The following is a 21,540-nucleotide window of genomic DNA, read 5'->3' on the forward strand; positions in this document are numbered from 1 at the left end:
ATTATACTAAGACTGGCAAAGCGGAAGCCTAATATAGATACTGGTTCCTTTACCCATTTCACTTTCCATCCTTAGACCATATTCGCTGCCAAAATGATGCTGAATTCGCTTGTGTACGTTAATAATTCCTAGGCCTGTTGTCTGCCCCTTTGTATGTTTCCTTTTTTCCGAACGGAAAATTGAATTTATTCGCTCTTGTGACAGCCCTATTCCAGTATCGCTGACAACCAGCATTAAGTAACCTTCATCGTTGCTTGCACTTATGTGGATTTCTCCCCCATCCTTTTTGGGCTCAAGTCCATGGATTATTGCATTTTCAACTATCGGCTGCAATGTCAGTGCCGGTATGTGTACATCCAAAACTTGAGAGTCTACATTAACTTTGGCATTTATTCTATCACCAAAGCGTGCCCTTTGGATTGTCAGATAGTCACTTATCGATTTAACTTCTTCCTCAAGGGTTCGCAGCTCTTCAATATCACGAAGATTATTACGAAGTAAATCGGACAGCGCATAAACGATCTCTTGTGTTCGGCTCGCACCTTCCAATAAAGCAAGTCTGGCAATTGTATTTAAGGTATTAAAGAGAAAGTGCGGATTAACCTGGGACTGCAAAGCCTTTAATTCTGTTGCCCTGAGCAGGTTTTCTAACTCGGCTTTAGCCCTAATTTCATCCATAAGCTGCTTCTGGACAATGTTAGCAACCCCAATTTCGACAATGTAGTTAGACATTATATAAATTAAATCTGCAGCAGCTTTAAGCCTGGCCCCCTGGATTATATCGACTTTATCAAATAGTTCACTAAGCTTATCATTATCCCGCTTAAGAGAAGCTGTCAGCTTATACATCTCACCTTTGGTATCATAGTCTTCCTGAGGTGAAACAACTTGACCGGCTAATAAGGCCCCAACATATTGATTCTGAACAATAATTGGTGCTGCTAAATCAGTTAAACCAGCATGGCAATGATATACATAGGGCCGCCGGCTTTGTAAAGCCTTTCTGCCCCCTCGGTCATCACAAGCCATACAGCGAGCAAGACCTTCAAAATCGGACCTAATATATTGACAAAATTCCGTAAAATTACTAGGTTTAGTAACAGGCATCCCTTCAACATCAACTATAACAGCAGCTAACCCTGTTGCTTCTGAGAACTTATCTTGTATCTCCTGCAATACCTGAGTATTTACAATTTCACCAAGAGTAAAGCGATTATAACCTTGCACAAAGGTTCCCCCTATGAATTAAAGTTCACCGAATTGTAGGAATTTTCTCATAGGGTATTATTTGGATTAAATATAAAATTTTTCCTGCAAATGACAAGATATTGTTATTTCAGAGCAATTAACTTTTACGAAACTCTCGAAACACTACCATCAATGCTAGCTATATGGCTACCTGCGGCTCACCTGCAACATTCAGGTCGAAATCTGACAACCTAGCCATGTTAAGAAGCGTATATGCAGTGGTTTTAAGAATAGATACCATTAATACAGCCCCTGTACCTTCGCCTAACGCCATATTACCGCGAATAATTACATCATCGGCTAGGATATTTCCTAGCAGCAGTGCATACGCCATACCAGGCTCTTTAGACATATGCGACGGTATAGCGTACTTTTCAATATCACTGTTAAGCTTCGCAGCACAAGCATAAGCCACTGCAGTTATAAAGCCGTCGATGACGAACGGAGTTTTACGCTGCGCACATTCAAGCATACCTGCACAAATCGCTACAATGTCAAAACCGCCTACACACCTTAAAATATCCTCGACTCCTTGCATCGCAGCTTTGTGACGTTCAACACCTTTACTTACAACTAAACGTTTTCGCTTGAGCAAATCATTGTTTGCCGGGCTAGCCCCATAACCAACTAAAAATTCTGGAAACATCCCTGTCAAAGCATGAAGTACCGCAGACGAGGTTGTGGTATTCCCGATTCCCATTTCACCGAACGACAGTAAATTGCAGCCCTGCTTGCTAACCAATTCTTCTACTATATCTTGCCCAGCCTTCCACGCTAAGTAAAATTCCTCGTTACTCATAGCTTCTTGCTTCATAAAGTTCTTACTTCCTAAAGCAACTTTCTTATCGATACCTACAGCAACGCTGTTATTAATGCCAACGTCAACAACAGTATATGGAATACCATTACTGCGACAGAAGCAGCTTATCGTCGCTCGCCCATCAACCATATTCTGTGCTTGCAAGTAGGTTATCACCGGCGGGTAAGCAACTACCCCCTCATCAACAACCCCATTATCAGCCGCAAAAATCACGTGATGCGGGCGTACTTCTGAATGCTTAGTTTCCCAAGCCAAAAGTATCTTCCGAAAATACTTTTCTAAGAGTCCAAGACTGTTCGGCGGTTTAGCCGCACCATCAATTAAGTCGTTCACTGCTGCTTCGTAATCCATAAAAATATCCCCCTCTATTTTAGTTTTTAATATTCTTATGTGTTAACCACAGAGTACGCAGAGGTCGCAGAGTGGACGCAAGTGTAGGTTATAAAATTCATGCGCGATAATATCTCGACCAATTCCTCCGATAACCCTCTGCGTACTCCGCGTACTCTGCGGTTCAAAAAATCATCCCCACAAAAATAAATACCTAGCCCAAAAAGGCTAGGTATTTAAAATTTAAAAACCCTATCCTTCTGGCATTACCCCTTGCGCGGAGGTAAAATGTCAGCCAAAACAGGCAGGTCTCCTGGCTTACGGATCTTGAGTCTCCTGCGCCTTCCCGGCAGCCCGGTGGCATATGCAGAAGACTTCCCCGATTACAGTGGCGCGACCGCGTCGTTTAAGGGCTATAGCCCTTCCGTACTTCCCTATTCTCCTCTTGGTTTAAAAGAGGCACCTGTTTGGTGGCAGTATATTAAGTTGTTTATTTTTCTATTTCTACCATATTATGTGATTTCCTATCAGTAAATGCGGGTTAGCAAGATGTTGAAGCGTAAAGTAAAAAAAATGCTATTTCTAGATCGACATACTAACTTTTTAATTAAAATACGAAGGCCATCAACACAGCAACCTCGGTAACTTCTATAATGGCGCCATATACATCTCCAGTCATGCCGCCTAATTTATTGGAGATATAGCGGGCAACTAAAGCAGCCCAGCTAATTGCTACTATCCCAGCAATTAGTGCAGTATTGCCTAGCGGAATTAATAGTGCTAACGTAAATATGCCAGCTATATAAATAGTAGTTTTATCTGAGTATTGGAAAAAAGTCTTCCCAAGACCATTGGCCCGAGCATATGGGAATTTAGTTATTGCCACAACACTAGCCATCCGACCTATAACCGGCATTACAAATAAGGCGGCAGGCAGCTTTCCTATTGGGATGTCTAAAATAAGCGAATACTTAAGTAATATCAGCAGGCTAAACCCAATCGCTCCAAAAGCTCCAATGCGGCTATCTTTCATTATCTCCAACATTCGTTCTCGCGAACGACCCGAAAAAACCCCGTCTATAGTATCCATAAAGCCATCGCAATGCAGGCCGCCTGTGATTACAATTTCGATTATAATCAAACTTGCCGCTAGTAAGTGCATTGGAAATACTTCAAACTTATATTGCTGTACTCCATAAGCCAAACCAGCCAAAAGAATGCCTATTATGCCGCCTACCAAAGGAAAGAACTTAACACTTCGTCCAAATGCCTCAGGCGACCAATCGGCGTGTTTACTAACATAAATTCGCGTCAAAAACTGAAAGCCGGTAATAAAATCGCCGCATAGCTTTTTAACCAACCATTACACCGCCTCGATCATTTTACTTATACTTTCACTAAATTAATTAGCTATCCTTCAGCGTAATAATCGATCGGCAATATAGTCCTGCAATTAGCTAAGAAAGTACATAGATTGAATGTGACGTAAGTGTTCTTGAATAAAGTGCACCTTATTATAAGCGCAAGTCAGCGCCAGCAGCGTTAATAAGGTACCGTCTCCCCTTCTCAGCTTCCTTAAGAAGATTAAAAACCCTTGCGAAATCTCTTCCGCAAAGGTTTTTAATCTTCTATTCCAAAAATTTTATGGTAGCATTAGGCAAAAACTTTTTGGCTGCTGCAAAAGTATCTGTAAAAAACTCTTCGTTTTCAATTGCCTGCTCAATATCTGACCGCTCAATTATAGCGTATGGCTTAAATTCACCTAACATCGGATGCTTTACTGCAGCGTCTAATATACCGACCTCTACACTTTCAATGCTTACTCCATTGGCAATGAGAGTGTATTCGCCTACTGTTTTTCCGTTCTCAGTAATTCTTAAACCGAATTTATTTTTGCGACCAGCCATTGCAGATTCAACTATTCCGATAATATATGGATGTTTTTCTTTTAAGTGCTCTAAAACCTTGCGGCGGAAAGAGACAAACTTTTCTTTTATCAATACATCAACTTCAGTCATTTTCCAGGCCTCCTTATTACATTAAGTCATCTTTTAGAGTACCCAAAATGGTTGTTAAGAATGTTACATCAGATTATTTTCTATTATCAAAAAAAGGTACAACAATAAAATATCGGTCTAACCTTCAAAATCTCAAGAAAGTCAGACCGATATTTCTTCATAATTACAGCTTGCTTTCATATCCGGCCGAAAAACCAGACGTGCAATTGCATAAGATTCCTATACCAATTAAAACAGTTTTAACTATTATTTGTGGTTACTGCAGCAGCCATGTCCATGTTCATGATCACCGTGCTGGTGCCCACCGCAAGCATGCTTAACCCCATTTTCTAACTTAACTTTCTTCATGCTGCCACAAGTCGGACAAGCAATTTCATAACCATGTTTGCCACCTAGTGTACATGGTTTCTCCTCCCACTGATGTGCACAGTCTACGCATTCAAAAATTCTGTTAGTCATTATATAATTACCTCCCTCAATATTTATTATCTGCCCTTCTAATAAAGCGAGTGCCACTTTCCTGCGAGCCGAGTTTAATACCCTTTGGAAAGTACTGCGTGAAAGCCCCATCTTCAGTGCACAATCACTTTGATCCAATTCGACGACATCCTTCAAGCGAAGCGACTCAAGCTCTTCCAAAAAAAGCTCAATACTCCCTGAATTCATTTCACCTTCAGGAATAAACCTGCGGCAATATGGAATTTCCTCAACTATCCCACAACAACGTTTTCGGGGCATTCGAAACTCTCCTTTATCAATTGGGCATATGCCCAATTAAATTATATCCTATAATTAGATAAAAATACAATGAAATTTAAGCTCTTTTTAAGTAGATTTTTTACAACTTATAATGTAACGCAAAAACAGGCAGCCCGTATGAAGAATGCTGCCTGTTTTTAGATGCTAGCGTTTGTAGCGCCCTGCTAACGATGCTAAATGAGCGGCAAGTTCTGGCGTAAGCCATTCCTTGCGGCAACGCCATTGCCAATTCCCCCCGACAGTCCCCGGTGTATTCATTCTAGCCTCACTGCCTAGGCACAGAACATCCTGCATTGGAATTATTACAGTATTTGCATTAGTGTTATAAGCAAATTCTATCATTCGCCAGCAAACATCTTCCGGATCAGCGTTTTCCATTTGTAGCATTTTATTAATACACTCAGCATATTCAGTTTCTTCGCCAACATTTAGCTTATACCAACCAAGAGTAGTGTTATTATCATGCGTCCCTGTATAAACTACACTATTTTTATCACATGTAAAAGGAATGCAGCAACCTTCCTCATCACATGACAAAACAAAATGCAATACTTTCATGCCCGGGTAATAAAAAGCATCCCGTAAGTCTTCAACCTCCGGGGTTATTACCCCTAAGTCTTCAGCAATAATCGGCAGTTTACCAAGATATCGCTCCAGTGTACTAAATAGCTTTGCACCAGGTCCCTTTATCCACTTGCCATTGACAGCAGTTTTCTCTCCTGCCGGCACTTCCCAATATGCTTCAAAGCCGCGGAAATGGTCCACCCTGATTATATCAACCTGATTTAACATAACCTGAAAGCGTTCACGCCACCAATTATAATCTTCGTTGGCCATCTCTTGCCAATTATAGTGCGGGTTACCCCATAGTTGACCAGTTTCACTGAAGTAATCCGGCGGCACTCCAGCAATCTTTTGGGCCAAGCCTTTCTTATCAAGCTCAAACAGCTGCTGATTTGCCCACACATCAGCACTATCATGTGCTATAAATATTGGCATATCTCCAATTATCTTAATGCCCCATTGATTTGCATAGCGCTTTAAAGCAAGCCATTGTTTATTAAATTCAAATTGCAGGAAATAGTGAAAACCAATTTCATCTCTCAGAAGTTCACGATATTCTCTCATCGCCCCCTCTTGGCGACTAGCTATTTCGTAAGGCCATTCAGTCCAGCTGCAATCATTAAAATATTCTTTGAGAGCCATAAATAGGGCATAATCGTGCAGCCAAATAGCGTTTTCATTTACAAACCGCTCATATTCTACAGACGACTCGAATTTCTGCTTGAAACTATTAAACGCAATTCGCAAACAACTTTCCTTAAAATCTTTAACAGCTTCAAATTCTACCTTATCAGTGTCAAATTGCTTCGGAAGTTTCACATCCACACCGCTTAGCAAGCCGTCGCCAACTAGTTTTCCTAACGAAATTAAGAGCGGATTACCCGCAAAAGCTGACGGTGACTGGTAGGGAGACTCACCTAATCCTACCGGGTTTAAGGGTAGTATCTGCCATAGTTTTTGTTTGCTTTTATATAAAAAATTAACAAATTCATAAGCTTCTTTCCCTAAGTCTCCAATTCCGTATTTTGACGGCAATGAGGTCGGATGGAGCAATATCCCACATTGACGCCCCAGCAGACTATGCTCGTGCTGCAAAAGAACTTTGCCTTCCAGTGGCGCCAATTCTACATTAATAATACCATCATGCACTGCTGCTTCACCCCCATCATTTAAGACATCTTTCATAATTCCACGGCATAATCCCCTGACATCAAGGGTTATCTTCGCCGCACTATCTTTACTGCGGTTTAATAGTACAAGGGCCGTGTTATCAGGTCTTTCCTGGCCGAAGTGATCTTTTCCATTAATAATCCGCCTGGCATAGCCGTAAACATCACCTTCAGCATATATCGGAAGCCATTCACCTGTCTTAAAAACTGGATAGCTATTTCTAAGATTAATTACTTGTTTATACCACTTAAGTAATTCTAGATCTTCCTGCCCCCACGGGTAGGTACTTCGATTAAACGGATCTTTAAACCCTTCGACACCACACTCATCACCATAGTATATAGCTGGAACTCCCGGGAAAGTCATCTGCCATAAAGCTAAAAGTTTCAGTCTGGCTTTTGCGAGGCATCGCTGCTCGGCATTCAACCTAAATTTGCTCTGCTTAGTTATTGAAAATGTATCATTCATTGGGGCTTCTCCAAGCAGGGTTAGAACACGAGGAACATCATGGCTACCTACTAAATTCATCATTGCATAAAAGTTTTCTCTTGGATAATTCTCGTATAGACTCATGAGCGAACGATGAGTGATGCTGCTATCGGCATGGCCTAAAATAAAGTCGAGCAGAATCTTACGAAAAGGATAATTCATAGCCGAGTCAAGTTCACTGCCGCCTAAATAATCCCTCAGCTTACCGTAGCTTTCTTTATGTGATGCATCTTCCCACACCTCGCCGATCAACACTGCATCTGGGTCTATTAATTTCATCTCTTTGGCAAAAGTCCTTACAAATTCATCCGGCAATTCATCCACAACATCAAGCCGCCAGCCTTTAATGCCTTGCTTCAGCCAGTATTTTAAGACACTATTATCGCCACTAATAATAAAATCAACGAATGAAGGCTCATTTTCCTCTGTATTCGGCAGTGTATCTATGCCCCACCAGCTCTCATACTTATCAGGATACTGGCTGAACCTGTACCACTTATAATAAGGTGAGGCCTGAGACTGAAACGCCCCAATACTTTTATAATTACCGTACTTGTTAAAATAAATGCTGTCACTTCCAGTATGACTAAAGACACCATCTAAGATTATCTCAATTCCAACTTCTTTAGCTTTCGTACAGAGTTCAGCAAATAATTCATTATCGCCAAGCATGGAATCAACTTTATGATAGTCACCAGTATCATAACGATGGTTGCTGGGTGACTCAAATATTGGATTCAAATAAATTACACTAATCCCTAGTTCTTTTAAATAGGACAGCTTATTTATAATGCCGCGCAAATTTCCGCCAAAGAAATCATATGCTGCGATTTCTTTGGTATCAACATCTCTAATATAGTATGGGGTGTTGCTCCAGTCAGCATGAATTACCGAGCCCTTTTTAGGAGCCAATACTTTTCCTTCAGCTTCACCATTACAGAATCTATCCGGGAATATCTGGTACATTACTGCCTCTTTAAACCAATTAGGCGTAACAGCACATTTTTGGTATACAGTAATCTGAAATGACGGCGGTGGGCTATCATAGATATCGCCACTTCCGCCTAAACCTGCATGGTTATTGCCATAATAAAAGGTCTTGCCGCCAACTATAACTATGAAGTAATACCAAATAACACAACTCTTTTCCGGCACCGTTAGTTTTAATTTATAAAGGTTATCGGAATTTGTTTTACTATCTGAGAGCATATCCAGCTTTTGCTCTCCTAATCCGTCTTGCCATATTCTTAATACTACCGATTCCGGCTGACTTGATGATAATATCCGCAAGCGGAGCGTTATCTCAGTATTACAACAAACAGCCCCAAAGGGGCTGCGGTAGGCTAGCGATTGCGAATTGTGAAACAGCCAATTTTGATTCATAGCAATACCTCACCTTCTGGCGTAATAAAAAGGCGTTGACCGACTAACCGCAGAGTACGCAAGGGAATGCGGATATTATTTTAAAATTAGCGCGATGACATCGCTCAAAATAAGCTACTTCGTAGCCCTCCGCGTACTCTGTGTACTCTGTGGTTCAAGAAAACGTTTCCCATTTTAAATACCCCAATTATCACAATAGACTATTGCATTAATATGCTGGCGCGGCTGTCTCTAGCACAAGCCTTGTCCAATGTCGCCTCATTGGTTTCCTCTTGCGGACGTACTGGATTGACTGTCCAAATATCCTCTGAGTATTCAGCAAAGGTTCGGTCGATTGCAAATCGTCCAGACTGTGCGATGTTATTTATCGCCATTCGCCGCCACGCTGCCTGATCCTTAAATCTGTTATCAAGGCGTTGATGTGCTTCGGCATAAGCATTAAAATCTTTCAAGACAAAATACTGATCATTCTCATGAAGCAAGGAACTGTAGAAGACTGAAAATTCATCCTTTGGAACTGGCATAAAGCCGTTAACAAGCTGCTCCATAACTGTTTTAATTCGATCGTCACTATGGTAGATATCCCACGAATGGTAACCGCCATATTTATAAAAATCAGTTGTTTGATTCGCCGTCAAACCAAAGATGAAAATATTATCTTCACCAGCAGCTTCTTTGATCTCAATATTAGCACCATCTAATGTCCCAATTGTAATGGCTCCGTTCATCATCAATTTCATGTTGCCTGTGCCAGATGCTTCTTTGCCAGCAGTAGAAATTTGTTCACTAACATCAGCTGCTGGAATGACTAATTCAGCTAAAGATACGTTATAGTCTTCTAAAAATATAACCTTGAGCTTGTCCTGCAATTTGTCATTGTTAATAATACCAGCAATTGTGTTAATTAATTTTATTGTCGCCTTGGCTTCGTAATAGCCTGCAGCAGCCTTACCCCCAAAAATAAACGTTCGCGGGGTAATATCGATATTGGGCTGGGCCTTAATCTTGTTATATAAGTCCATAATATGCAGAGCATTCAAAAGCTGCCGCTTATAAGAGTGAATACGCTTTATCTGTACATCGAATATCGAATCAACAGACAGTCTGATATCGTACTTTTCCCATACATATTTAGCCAGATTTAGCTTGTTAGTGCGTTTTACTGCAGCAATATCCTGCTGCAAACCGGAATCGTCGGCATACTTTGCAAATTCCGCTAAAGCAGCTGGTTGTTTAAGCCAGTCTTCACCTATTGTTTTTGTTATAGTTTTCGCAAGTGCAGCATTAGCTTTAATCAGCCAGCGTCGATGAGCTACACCGTTTGTTTTATTATTAAATTTAATTGGATAATAGTCAGAGAAGTTTTTCATAACCTGTGTTTTTAGAATTTCTGTATGAAGCTTGGCTACACCATTGACGCTGTGACTTCCAACAATCGCGAGATGAGCCATGTGAACTTGATTGTCAGCAATTACAGCCATTTGAGCAATCTTGTCCCATTCCCCTGGATAACACAGCCATAAATCATGACAGAAGTGTTCATTGATATCATTTATTATTTCATATATCCTAGGCAGCAGCGCCTTGAACATATCAACCGGCCATTTCTCCAAAGCCTCCGGCAAAACGGTATGGTTGGTGTAGGATAGAGTATTTATAGTAATGGACCACGCCCTATCCCAGGCTATATGCTCCTCATCCAGTAATATTCTCATTAGCTCGGGAACGGCTAACGCAGGATGAGTGTCATTGATGTGAATAGCAACATATTTATCTAAATCCTTAACTGGCCTGTTTTGAGCCTTGTAATCCCGCAGAATACTCTTTAGGCTTGCTGATACCAGTAAATACTGCTGCTTAAGCCGAAGCACTTTACCTTGGTAGGTACTGTCGTCTGGATAAAGAATATTCGTTATAGCTTCTATTGAATTACAATTGTCAATCTCACTTTGGCAATCTTGATGCCCATCAATTAAACAGGCTGACGAACCTATCGCTGCCTCGGCACTCCATAAACGAAGTGTATTTACCACATTATTCTGGTAGCCAATTATCGGCACGTCATACGGCACTGCGAGAACAGTTTCAATTTCATCTTTGCCGAACATTACTTCTACCGCGTCATCAGGCCGGCGGTATTCCCAAGCATAGCCATCCTTTAACCAACCATCAGGGTATTCATATTGCATGCCTTCTACAAATCTTTGCTCGAAAAGACCGTATTTGTAACGCAGCCCACAGCCATGCCCTGGCAAACTCCCTGAGGCCATTGAATCTAGATAACAAGCAGCAAGCCTGCCTAGACCACCATTACCTAAACCGGCATCTGGCTCGGCTTGCTCAAGTTCATTGATACATATTCCGAGTTTACTAAGAGCTTTATCCGCCACATCATATAGACCTAAGTTAAGCAAATTAGAACCTAATAAACGGCCAAGCAAAAATTCGATTGACAAATAATAGACTTGTTTAGTCTCACTTGTTGCATAAAGCTGTTTGGTCTGCTGCCAATCAGCTCCAATCAGGTCACGAACAACAGCAGCTAAGGCAGTATATTGCTGCCATGGCGATGCTTGCTGCAAGCATACGCCATGAACAGCTGTTAATTTATTTAAAAACATCGTTTGAAATTTCTCAACTTCACTGTTGCCAGTCTCGCTAAAGTCATTGCCTGATTCACAATCAATACCAGCGACATCTAAGTAAGTCTGGCCTGACCGCTTCTTGCTTATCTGCAAATGTTTATCCTCCGTTATTATGTAAGCTAGTATAAATAGCTTTATACTGCTGAGCTGACTGCCTCCAGCTATAATCAGACTGCATAGCGTTTTGGACAATCTTTGACCATATTGGCTTATCATAAAATAAGCCCAAAGCCTTTTTTACTGTAAACAACAAGTCATGCGCGTTATAACTTTCGAAGGAAAACCCATTGCCTTCCCCAGTGTATTTGTTATAAGGCATTATGGTATCTTTAAGCCCTCCAGTTTCACGTACTACCGGAAGTGCCCCATATCTTAGTGCAATAAGCTGCCCAATGCCGCAAGGTTCATACTGCGATGGCATGAGGAAAATGTCTGAAGCAGCGTACACCTGATGCGCTAGAGCTTCATCAAAGCAAATATTAGCAGAAACCTTATTCGGGTATTTCCAGGCGGCCTGTTGGAAAAGGGATTCAAAACATTCTTCACCCGTACCAAGCACCACTAGCTGAATATCTTCACCAGCAATAAGCTCATCTATTATATGAGCGATTAAATCAAGACCCTTGGGAGCTACCAGCCGCGATACAATAGCAATAAGCGGTGTGCTTCGCTTAACTGGTAATCCTAGTCGTTCCTGCAGCCTGACTTTGTTTTCCCACTTTAGATCAAGTGAGTTCGCATCAAAATTAATCGGGATATGAGGATCGGTTGCTGGGTTATACAAGTCATTGTCAATACCATTAACTATCCCTACTATATCTGCCCGGCGTTTGCGCAGTAATCCATCTAGTTTTTCGCCAAAGTATTCGTATTGTATCTCCTCAGCATATGTAGAACTTACAGTAGTAATAATGTCAGAGAACACCAATCCGCCTTTCATATAGCTGACTTGATTATAAAATTCTAAGCCTTCTATATTAAAGTATTCCCAGCCTAGGCTTAATAAATCCGGCATTATCTCTTTAGGGAATACCCCTTGATAGCGAAGGTTATGGATGGTAAACATAGTGCGGATATTCTGATATTCTTGTCTTGATCGATAATGCGCCTCTAAAAAGACACTGACCATGCCTGTATGCCAATCATTGCAATGTATAACATCAGGGATAAAGTCTAGGTTCGGAAGTACGTCAAGTACAGCCCGGCAGAAAAATGCATACCGCTCAGCATCGTCATCGTAGCCATACAAACCATTACGTTTGAAATAATCTTCATTATGAATAAAATAAAACGGAACGCCGTCATATTCTAGTTTTTCGACACCGCAGTACTGTTGTCTCCACCCAACCGAAACAGTAGTTTGATGTATTGACGTCATTTGCTCTCTATACTGCGTCGGAATACCGCTGTATTTAGGGATTATAACTCGCACATCTACCCCTTCTGCTCTTAGTTGCTTAGGCAGCGAGCCGGCAACATCAGCTAGACCTCCTGTTTTAATAAAAGGAACAGCCTCAGCGGCTACAAACAGTACCTTTAACATTTATATCACCATTCCTTTCTTTATAATTATAGGATAACTAGGCTCTCCTTTAAGACTGCGGCCACTTTGTATCTGTACATCTTTATCGCAAATAACGTTCTGTAGCGTGGTACCGCTGGCAATCAGCCCTTTTTGCATGATAATACAATCTTTTATATAAGCGCCTTTTTCTACTCTGACTCCTCGGAATAGTATACTGTTCTCAACCCTGCCTTCAATGTAGCAGCCATTAGCAACAAGTGAATTAACTACTATAGCTTCTGCTTTATATTTAGCAGGCGGTTCATCTTTAACTTTTGTATAAATTAAATTTGGAGTAAAGAATAATTCTTCCCAAATTTCTGGTTTTAACAGCTCCATCGTGTGCTTAAAATAACTCTGAGTTGAACTAATGTGAGCTAAATAACCTTGGTGCTTAAACCCAAACATTTTTAAATTGCCGATGTTTTTAATTAAACAGTGTTTAACAAAATCGTAATCACCGCGAGCCGCACAGTTCTCAATCAAGTCTACTAGTAACTTACGCTCCATTATATATAAGTCCATAGATAAATGGTTATCTGGACAAGTACCGCTTTTCACCTGCATGTCAATAATACGATTGCTGCTATCCACCCGCAAAAGCGTTCGCACGGCACCATCCTGCAGTTGTTCCTTACTGCTGTAGACTGCTGTTATATCAGCTTTATTGGTTTCGTGAAACTTTATTACAGCCGTTAAATCGATATTATAGACCATACTGGCTCCTGCTATGACAACATACTTGTTCCTGCTGTGGGAGATATAGTCCAAATTACTGTGGAAATTCTCGATATCACCAAGCTGTTTGCCCTCAGGATGATTGGCATATGCCGGAGGTAAAATTGCCAAACCATCTCGCTTACGGGCTAGATCCCATTCCTTCCCTGAACGAAGATGATCCATTAATGAGCGGTATTTATTATGAACCATTATGCCTACACTAGATATTCCTGAATTAACCATATTAGACAGAGGGAAGTCGATAAGCCGATATCGCCCGGCAAACGGCACGGCCGCCAAAGGGCGATGCAGTGTTAACTCAGCTAGTGATTCTTTAGAATTATATAAATTAATAATTCCCATTGCATCCATATGTTTATTTCTCCTCTCCGCAAAGCTGAGCTTCAGTTCCAGGAGAAACAACCATTTCCTCTGCTACAACAGCAATCTCTTGGCTTTTGCCAGCCTTATTACATATAGTGCTGCCTTGCTTAATCACAGCTTTTCCGCCCACAATGGCTTTGTCAATAATTACGCCTGCTTCAATTGTGGCCTCAGGCATAATTACCGAGTTAGTTACTTTTGCTCCTGTTCCTATGTATACGCCCGGAAACACAACACAATGCTCAACTTCACCAAAAATTTGGCATCCCTCACTGACAATTGAGCTGCGAACCTTTGCAGAAGTCGATAAATAATGAGGCGGCCTCACCGGATTTACTGAGTATATGCGCCAGCTGGCATCATAAATATCGAACTGGGGCGGATCTGTTAATAAATCCATATTTGCTTCCCAAAAACTATCGATTGTTCCAACATCCTTCCAATAACCGCTGAAGGGATATGCGAGCATTTTGCGCCCTTCATTAAGCATCTTGGGAATAATATCTTTACCGAAATCATGACTTGAAGCTGCATCACTGCCATCTGCCTCAAGATACTCTCTTAATGCCGCCCAATTGAATATGTAAATACCCATTGAGGCCAGGTTGCTTTTGGGGTTTTTAGGCTTTTCCGCGAATTCGATGATATGCTTATCCTCATCGGTATTCATAATTCCGAATCTGCTTGCTTCTTCCCACAGCACAGCTATTACTGCAATAGTTGCATCAGCGTTTTTCTCAATGTGATAGTCAAGCATTAGGGAATAGTCCATTTTATAAATATGGTCACCTGACAGCACTAATACATACTCAGGATCGAAGCTATCAATAAAGTTGATGTTTTGATAAATAGCGTCTGCTGTACCTTTGTACCACTCACCGCCCTGCTCCCGTACGTATGGCGGCAGCACATAGACACCACCGTCATTTCGATCTAAATCCCAAGCACTGCCAATGCCAATATAGCTGTTTAAGGCGAGCGGCTTATACTGCGTAAGCACGCCTACAGTATCAATGCCTGAATTGTGACAGTTGCTTAGTGCAAAATCGATTATCCGGTATTTCCCGCCAAAAGGAACCGCCGGCTTAGCTAAATCTTTAGTTAGGAGCCCTAAGCGGCTGCCTTGTCCACCAGCAAGCAGCATCGCAACACATTCTTTTTTGCGCATTGTTATCCCCTCTTCATAGTAAATTACCGTTTATTCTTGCTGGCTTTACTTGTCACTAGCCATATTTATGTCATTTAGGCGTGGTTTTAGATATATTACGCCAAGTGGCGGCAGCTTCAAATCAATCGAATACTGTTTATTGTGCCAAGCATTTTTCTTAGCTTCTATGATTGTACCGTTTCGTTGTCCCGACCCGCCGAATTCCTCCCAATCACTATTAAACACCTCGGCGTAACTTATGTTTTCCGGCACGCCAATTCGATAATCGTCATGAACTACTGGAGTAAAATTACAAACTACAATTAAATAATCATCTGACTTTCGACTTTTTCTCATGAAGGCTATAATGCTTTGGTTGTAATCCTGGCAGTCAATCCATTCAAACCCCTGCCAGTCACAGTCGATCTCCCATAAAGCCGCCTGCTCACAATAAAATTTGTTTAAAGCCCTTGTATAATCCTGAAGCTTCTTATGCATAGGGTAGTCCAGCAAGTGCCAATCTAGGCTGTCGTAATATTTCCATTCGATAAACTGTCCAAATTCTCCGCCCATAAATAGCAGCTTCTTGCCGGGATGAGCCATCCAATAGCCATAAAACGCCCGCAGATTAGCAAACTTCTGCCAATAGTCACCAGGCATTTTTTCAATTAATGACCTTTTTCCATGCACAACTTCATCATGCGATAACGGCAGCACATAGTTTTCTGAAAAGGCATACATAAAGGAAAAGGTCACTAGATTATGATTCCATTTGCGATGGATTGGATCTATCGCCATATAGCGAAGCATGTCATTCATCCAGCCCATATTCCACTTAAAATTAAACCCCATCCCGCCCATATAGGTAGGTTTTGAAATCATCGGCCATGATGTCGACTCTTCCGCAAGCATTAAGGCAGTAGGATAGTTTTTAAAGACGGCTTCATTTAATTTGCGTATAAAATCCATTGCCTCAAGATTGCCATTTCCACCATAGCGATTGGGCTGCCACTGCCCTGGGTTTCGGCCATAGTCTAGATACAGCATATTTGCTACTGCATCCACTCTGAGCCCATCAATATGATATACATCAAACCAAAAAAGCGCATTCGATATCAGGAAGCTCAGCACCTCTGGCTGACCAAAATCAAAATTTGCTGTGCCCCACTCAGCATTTTCAGCTCTAGCTATATCGTTTGGCTCATAAAGAGCCGTTCCGTCAAACTGTCTTAACCCGTGGTCATCCTTGCAGAAATGACCAGGTACCCAGTCTAAAATAACGCCAAGCCCCCGCTTATGGCAGCAATCAACAAAATACATAAAATCATGCGGCGTGCCATAACGGCTTGTTACCGCAAAAAAACCTGTCGCCTGATAGCCCCATGAACCATCAAAAGGATGTTCAATAATTGGCATAAGCTCGATATGGGTATACCCTAAGTCAGCTGCATAATCAACCAATTGATCCGCTAAATCACGATAGTTTAAGGGCTGTCCATCAGCGTTGAAGCGCCACGAGCCTAGATGAACTTCATAAGTAAGCATTGGTCGTTCATAAATAGGCTTACACTGCTTTATCTGCCACTCACTATCATTCCATTCGTAGCCATCGAGCTGAAATACTTTTGAAGCTGTTGCCGGTCTTACTTCAGCAGCAAAGGCATATGGATCAGCCTTAAGAATACACTCACCAGCGGCTGTCGTAATTTCATATTTGTATGTAATATCTAAATTCAATCCAGCTATAAACAGAACCCATATTCCACTATCTGGCAAAAGCTTCATAGCGTGATTATTCCCCTGCCAGTTATTAAAATCCCCGACTACGCTGATTGCTGCTGCATTCGGAGCCCACACGGCTAAGCGGATACCTTTTACGCCGTCGATCTCAGTAACATGGGCACCTAGCATCCGATAACTGCGATAGTTTGTTCCCTCATGGAATAAATAGAGATCACTCTTATCAAGCGGTGAAATTGCCACACTTTTGCCTCCTATAGTTTAATAACGGCAATATCTATTCTTATATCAAATTCCTATATATCTAAACTGATCATTTTTCAACATTTGTAGTTATTGGAATATCTTCGGAAATTCTCCCAAAAAAACCTTCCCAAAATTACTATCAAATAATTATTTTTATTAATTACTTAGCTCACACTAACTCCAGTACTTAGTCAGATCAAAAAGGGCGGGTTGGATCCCGCCCTCTGAAAACCATTAAACTAGGCTCGATTAAAGCTCGACCTTTTCTACGGAATTATCACCGGATTAACATCCCAGATTCCTGAAGCATATTCATTAATCGTACGGTCACTAGAAAACATGCCGGATTTTGCAATGTTAATTATACTCATTTTAAGCCACTCAGGCTTATTATTGTACTTCTGTTCCAGCTTACAATGGGCATCAGCATAGGAAGCAAAATCTTTTAAAACAAAAAACTCATCATTATTAAGCAGCAGATAATCATACAGCGGGCGGAATTCTTCTTTCTCGTTTGGAAAAAACCCGTTGACAAGCTGATCTAGTGCTACTTTGATGCGATTATCGCTATTGTAGACATCCCAAGCACAATACCCTCCGTTCCTATAATAATCAAGTACTTGCTCAGCCTTAAGCCCAAAAATGATTATATTGTCATCACCAACTGCATCCCTTATCTCAACATTTGCACCATCGAGAGTACCTATAGTTATTGCGCCGTTCATCATAAATTTCATATTTCCCGTTCCTGAAGCCTCTTTGCTGGCGGTAGAGATCTGCTCACTGACATCAGCTGCCGGAAACAGCATCTCACCTAACGATACACTATAGTTTTCTAAAAAAACTACTTTTAACTTATCGTTAATAGTTTTGTCGTTATTAATTAAAGACGCCATGATGTTAATAAGTTTTATCGTCTGCTTCGCAATATAATAGCCTGGTGCGGCTTTACCGGCGAAAATAAAGGTTCTGGGAGTTATATCAAGATTAGGATTACTTTTCAATCGCTTATATAAATCAAGTATATGCAGCGCATTAAGAATCTGCCGTTTATAGGCATGAATCCGCTTAATATGAATATCGAATATCGAATCAGTATTTATGGTTAAATCATATTTGTTTTTTATATACTTTGCCAAATGCAGTTTTTTACTTTGCCGGATATCAACTATCTTTTGCTGAAACACGGCATCTGTGGCAAAGTCTTTTAACCTTTCAAGCTCATTGGGGGAATTAATCCACTTTGGAGAAATAGCACTTGAAATGAGCTTAGCTAACTCTGGATTTGCTTTTATCAGCCAGCGGCGATGTGTAATGCCGTTGGTCTTGTTATTAAATTTATATGGATAAAAATCGTGCAGGTCGGCCATAACGTGGTTTTTAAGAATATCTGAGTGAATCTGCGCGACACCATTCACACTGTGGCTGCCCACTACTGCCAGCCGGGCCATATGCACCTGATCATCAACAATAATTGACATTGCGCGAATTTTATCCCAGCTAGAGTATCTATTCCACAAATGTTCGCAAAAACGCCGATTTATCTCTTCGACAATCATATAAATCCGCGGCAGCAGAGTTTTAAACATTTCCACCGGCCACTTCTCGAGTGCTTCAGGTAAAATTGTATGATTAGTATACGATATTGTCTCAGTAGTTATCTGCCAAGCTTCTTCCCAACCCAGCCCCTCCTCGTCTAGTAAAAGCCTCATTAATTCTGGAATTGCCAGTGCTGGATGAGTGTCATTTATATGGACTGCTACTTTGTTAGGCAGGTCATGAATGCTGTACTTGCGGCGTTTAAAACGCCTTAAGATACTTTGTAAACCTGCAGATACGAAAAAATACTGCTGCTTCAAGCGCAGCAATCTTCCCTCATAGAAACTATCGTCCGGATAAAGGATTTTGCAGATCCTCTCCACAGACTGTTTATATTGCACTGCTTTAAGGTAATCTCCGTGATTGAATGAGGACAAGTCAAAATCCACCTGCATCGGTTCAGCATTCCAAAGTCTAAGTGTGTTCACTGTGTTATTCTTATAACCGATAATTGGAATGTCATAGGGTACGGCCTTAACACTTTCATAGTTTTCGTGGCAGAAATTCAGTTTGCCGCTGCATTCACTGCAACAAACATTGCCACCAAACCTAACCTCTACCGCTTTATCCGCTTTTCTGAATTCCCATATATAACCGTCCTTGAGCCAATTATCTGGTAGTTCGACTTGATAGTTATCCACAATCTTCTGTTCAAACAAGCCGTATCTGTATCTAATACCACAGCCATGTCCTGGAAGGTTGAGAGCAGCAAGCGAATCAAGAAAACAGGCAGCAAGTCTCCCGAGGCCGCCATTGCCTAAGCCGGCGTCCGGTTCCTCAGCCAGAATCTCATCCAAATTTATCCCTAAGTCTTTTAAACCTTCACTGCATATTGTCTTGAGATCTGTGTTAATTAAATTACAGTCAAGCAGTTTGCCCATAAGGAACTCAATAGAGAAATAATAGACTTGCTTTTCGCCAACATCTCGATACATCTTATTTGTTTGAATCCAATTACTACTAATACAATCGCGCACAACACTAGCGAGCGCTATGTACTTATCATTATTGCACGCTTCATCAATACTTTTGCCGCACATAGTCTGCAGCTTATTGATAAAAGCATCTTTAAATTCTTCTTTATTTAACAGCAAGAAATCACCTCCTGAAAATATACCTCCCGTGCCAATAAATCTGGCTTAAGTGTGTCGTTAAGAAATTAACACAATACTCCATGGTATGCTGTGAGCTGTATATATTATTCTGAAGCATGATTTTTGGTTAATTCTATTTATCCGCTGACCAGCCTCTGGCTAAGTCCCACCCAAACCAAAGCTCATTTATTGATTAACTCACCATAAAGGGCTTTGTATTGCTGTGAAGATTGTCGCCAACTGAAGTCACTCTTCATAGCTGACCGAATTAATTTATTCCAGGCCTTTTTGTTTCTATAAACTTCAGTTGCCATTTTTACCGTAAATAGTAATTGTTCTGCTTCATACTCTGAAAAAACAAACCCAGTTCCTTCGCCAGTCTGATAGTTAAATGGTTCAACCGTTTCTTTTAGCCCTCCTGTAGCAAACACCAGCGGGATACAACCATAGCGCATTGCATTGAGCTGGCTTAAACCACAGGGTTCATATTGAGAAGGCATTAGAAAAATATCCGCCCCGGCATAAATCTGTCTGGCTAACTCATTGCTAAATGTAATATTTGCCGAAACTCGATCCGGATATTTAGCCGCTGCATCTTCAAATAATTTTTGATAGCCTTCTTCGCCTTGACCTAGCAGTACAATTTGGGTATTAAGCGCCAGTATTTCTTCGAGAACTTGAGATATTAGATCAAATCCTTTTGAGTGTACTAATCGCGCAACTAACCCTATAACAGGAATATCTTCACTAATCCATAGTCCCAAAGTTTCTTGCAGTTTAAGCTTGTTTTCCCGGCGACGGCGTAACGAACGAGCGTCAAATCTGGTATAGATTAAACTATCCTTCGCGGGATTATATTCACTATAGTCAATTCCATTCCTAATACCAATTAGGTGCTTACGCCGACTTCTAAGCAGCCCGTCCATATTCTGTCCTCGGTCAGGCTGCAGAATTTCTTCAGCATAATTACCGCTGACCGTTGTTATATAATCTGAAAAATTGAGCGCACCTTTCATAAAGCTAACTTGACCGGAAAATTCTACACCCTCAGGGTTGAAGAACTCCCAGCCTAAGTTAAACAGATCTCCCAGGATTTCTTTTGGGAAATTGCCCTGGTATGCAAGGTTATGTATTGTAAATATAGTTTTTATCCCTGAATAAAATGGATTTTCACGGTAATGAGCTTCAAGCAGCACGCTAATCATACCACTGTGCCAATCATGGCAGTGCAGTATGTCTGGCCGAAACTCAATATGCGGAAGTGCCTCAAGAACGGCTCGGCAAAAAAAGGCAAAGCGTTCACTATCATCAGGAAAGCCGTATAAGCCTGGACGGTCAAAGCAATACTCATTGCCGATAAAATAAAAAGTAACCCCTTCATACTCTAAACAAGATATATCACAAACTTGCTGCCGCCAGCCCACAGGAACAATAATCCTGTGGGTGACGACCATTTTGTCAAGATATTCTGGTGCTATATCTCGATAGCGAGGCATAATGACTCGCACATCAATATCATTGCGTGATAACTCCTTGGGCAAGGAACCTATGACATCACCTAGCCCACCTGTTTTAATAAAAGGTACTGCCTCTGCCGCCGTAAATAATACCTTCATCATG

General features: G+C 41.2%; 13 protein-coding genes and 1 riboswitch. All 13 genes read right to left on the minus strand.

Going from position 1 to position 21,540, the window contains the following annotated elements:
- Nucleotides 1–6 precede the first annotated feature (6 nt).
- Nucleotides 7–1,227: a sensor histidine kinase gene (locus V6C17_RS07210; RefSeq protein WP_333521874.1), complete on the minus strand. Its 1,221-nt coding sequence runs from the start codon at nucleotides 1,225–1,227 to the stop codon at nucleotides 7–9.
- A 160-nt stretch (nucleotides 1,228–1,387) separates the two neighbouring features.
- Nucleotides 1,388–2,419, minus strand: a complete 1,032-nt coding sequence (locus tag V6C17_RS07215) for a nicotinate-nucleotide--dimethylbenzimidazole phosphoribosyltransferase (protein WP_333521875.1) — start codon at nucleotides 2,417–2,419, stop codon at nucleotides 1,388–1,390.
- Between the two features lie 265 nt (nucleotides 2,420–2,684).
- Nucleotides 2,685–2,880: riboswitch (cobalamin riboswitch) on the minus strand.
- 125 nt (nucleotides 2,881–3,005) lie between these two features.
- Entirely contained in the window at nucleotides 3,006–3,758 is a 753-nt protein-coding gene (cobS, locus tag V6C17_RS07220; protein WP_333521876.1) for an adenosylcobinamide-GDP ribazoletransferase, read from the minus strand.
- A gap of 268 nt (nucleotides 3,759–4,026) precedes the next feature.
- Nucleotides 4,027–4,416: a hypothetical protein gene (locus V6C17_RS07225; RefSeq protein WP_333521877.1), complete on the minus strand. Its 390-nt coding sequence runs from the start codon at nucleotides 4,414–4,416 to the stop codon at nucleotides 4,027–4,029.
- 246 nt (nucleotides 4,417–4,662) lie between these two features.
- Nucleotides 4,663–5,154 carry a DUF134 domain-containing protein gene (locus tag V6C17_RS07230; RefSeq protein ID WP_333521878.1) on the minus strand — a complete coding sequence of 164 codons (492 nt, stop codon included), beginning with the start codon at nucleotides 5,152–5,154 and terminating at the stop codon, nucleotides 4,663–4,665.
- Between the two features lie 165 nt (nucleotides 5,155–5,319).
- Nucleotides 5,320–8,781 carry a bifunctional glycogen debranching protein GlgX/4-alpha-glucanotransferase gene (locus V6C17_RS07235; RefSeq protein WP_333521879.1) on the minus strand — a complete coding sequence of 1,154 codons (3,462 nt, stop codon included), beginning with the start codon at nucleotides 8,779–8,781 and terminating at the stop codon, nucleotides 5,320–5,322.
- 200 nt (nucleotides 8,782–8,981) lie between these two features.
- Nucleotides 8,982–11,468, minus strand: a complete 2,487-nt coding sequence (locus V6C17_RS07240; RefSeq protein WP_333521976.1) for a glycogen/starch/alpha-glucan phosphorylase — start codon at nucleotides 11,466–11,468, stop codon at nucleotides 8,982–8,984.
- Between the two features lie 55 nt (nucleotides 11,469–11,523).
- On the minus strand, nucleotides 11,524–12,969 hold the full coding sequence (glgA, locus tag V6C17_RS07245; RefSeq protein WP_333521880.1) for a glycogen synthase GlgA: 1,446 nt from the start codon (nucleotides 12,967–12,969) through the stop codon (nucleotides 11,524–11,526).
- Entirely contained in the window at nucleotides 12,970–14,082 is a 1,113-nt protein-coding gene (glgD, locus tag V6C17_RS07250) for a glucose-1-phosphate adenylyltransferase subunit GlgD (RefSeq protein ID WP_333521881.1), read from the minus strand. It abuts the gene before it with no gap.
- A 4-nt stretch (nucleotides 14,083–14,086) separates the two neighbouring features.
- A complete protein-coding gene (locus V6C17_RS07255; protein WP_333521882.1) occupies nucleotides 14,087–15,262 on the minus strand; it encodes a glucose-1-phosphate adenylyltransferase in 1,176 nt (391 codons plus the stop codon).
- 45 nt (nucleotides 15,263–15,307) lie between these two features.
- Nucleotides 15,308–17,224 (minus strand): 1,4-alpha-glucan branching protein GlgB, encoded by a 1,917-nt coding sequence (gene glgB / locus V6C17_RS07260; protein WP_333521883.1) that lies wholly within the window; start codon nucleotides 17,222–17,224, stop codon nucleotides 15,308–15,310.
- A 269-nt stretch (nucleotides 17,225–17,493) separates the two neighbouring features.
- Nucleotides 17,494–19,920 carry a glycogen/starch/alpha-glucan phosphorylase gene (locus V6C17_RS07265; protein ID WP_333521884.1) on the minus strand — a complete coding sequence of 809 codons (2,427 nt, stop codon included), beginning with the start codon at nucleotides 19,918–19,920 and terminating at the stop codon, nucleotides 17,494–17,496.
- A 182-nt stretch (nucleotides 19,921–20,102) separates the two neighbouring features.
- The gene (glgA, locus tag V6C17_RS07270; RefSeq protein ID WP_333521885.1) at nucleotides 20,103–21,539 is read right to left on the minus strand and encodes a glycogen synthase GlgA; all 1,437 of its coding nucleotides are present in this window, start codon (nucleotides 21,537–21,539) and stop codon (nucleotides 20,103–20,105) included.
- Between the last annotated feature and the right edge of the window lies 1 nt (nucleotide 21,540).

This window comes from Dendrosporobacter sp. 1207_IL3150, assembly GCF_036763085.1.
In the GTDB taxonomy this organism is placed as follows: domain Bacteria; phylum Bacillota; class Negativicutes; order DSM-1736; family Dendrosporobacteraceae; genus JBAIYU01.

What these genes read in the sequence shown, in the direction of transcription:
- V6C17_RS07255 (WP_333521882.1), bottom strand. Translation starts at nt 15,262, where the DNA reads ATGCGCAAAAAAGAATGTGTTGCGATGCTGCTTGCTGGTGGACAAGGC.
- V6C17_RS07235 (WP_333521879.1), bottom strand. Translation starts at nt 8,781, where the DNA reads ATGAATCAAAATTGGCTGTTTCACAATTCGCAATCGCTAGCCTACCGC.
- V6C17_RS07230 (WP_333521878.1), bottom strand. Translation starts at nt 5,154, where the DNA reads ATGCCCCGAAAACGTTGTTGTGGGATAGTTGAGGAAATTCCATATTGC.
- glgD (WP_333521881.1), bottom strand. Translation starts at nt 14,082, where the DNA reads ATGGATGCAATGGGAATTATTAATTTATATAATTCTAAAGAATCACTA.
- V6C17_RS07215 (WP_333521875.1), bottom strand. Translation starts at nt 2,419, where the DNA reads ATGGATTACGAAGCAGCAGTGAACGACTTAATTGATGGTGCGGCTAAA.
- glgA (WP_333521880.1), bottom strand. Translation starts at nt 12,969, where the DNA reads ATGTTAAAGGTACTGTTTGTAGCCGCTGAGGCTGTTCCTTTTATTAAA.
- V6C17_RS07225 (WP_333521877.1), bottom strand. Translation starts at nt 4,416, where the DNA reads ATGACTGAAGTTGATGTATTGATAAAAGAAAAGTTTGTCTCTTTCCGC.
- glgA (WP_333521885.1), bottom strand. Translation starts at nt 21,539, where the DNA reads ATGATGAAGGTATTATTTACGGCGGCAGAGGCAGTACCTTTTATTAAA.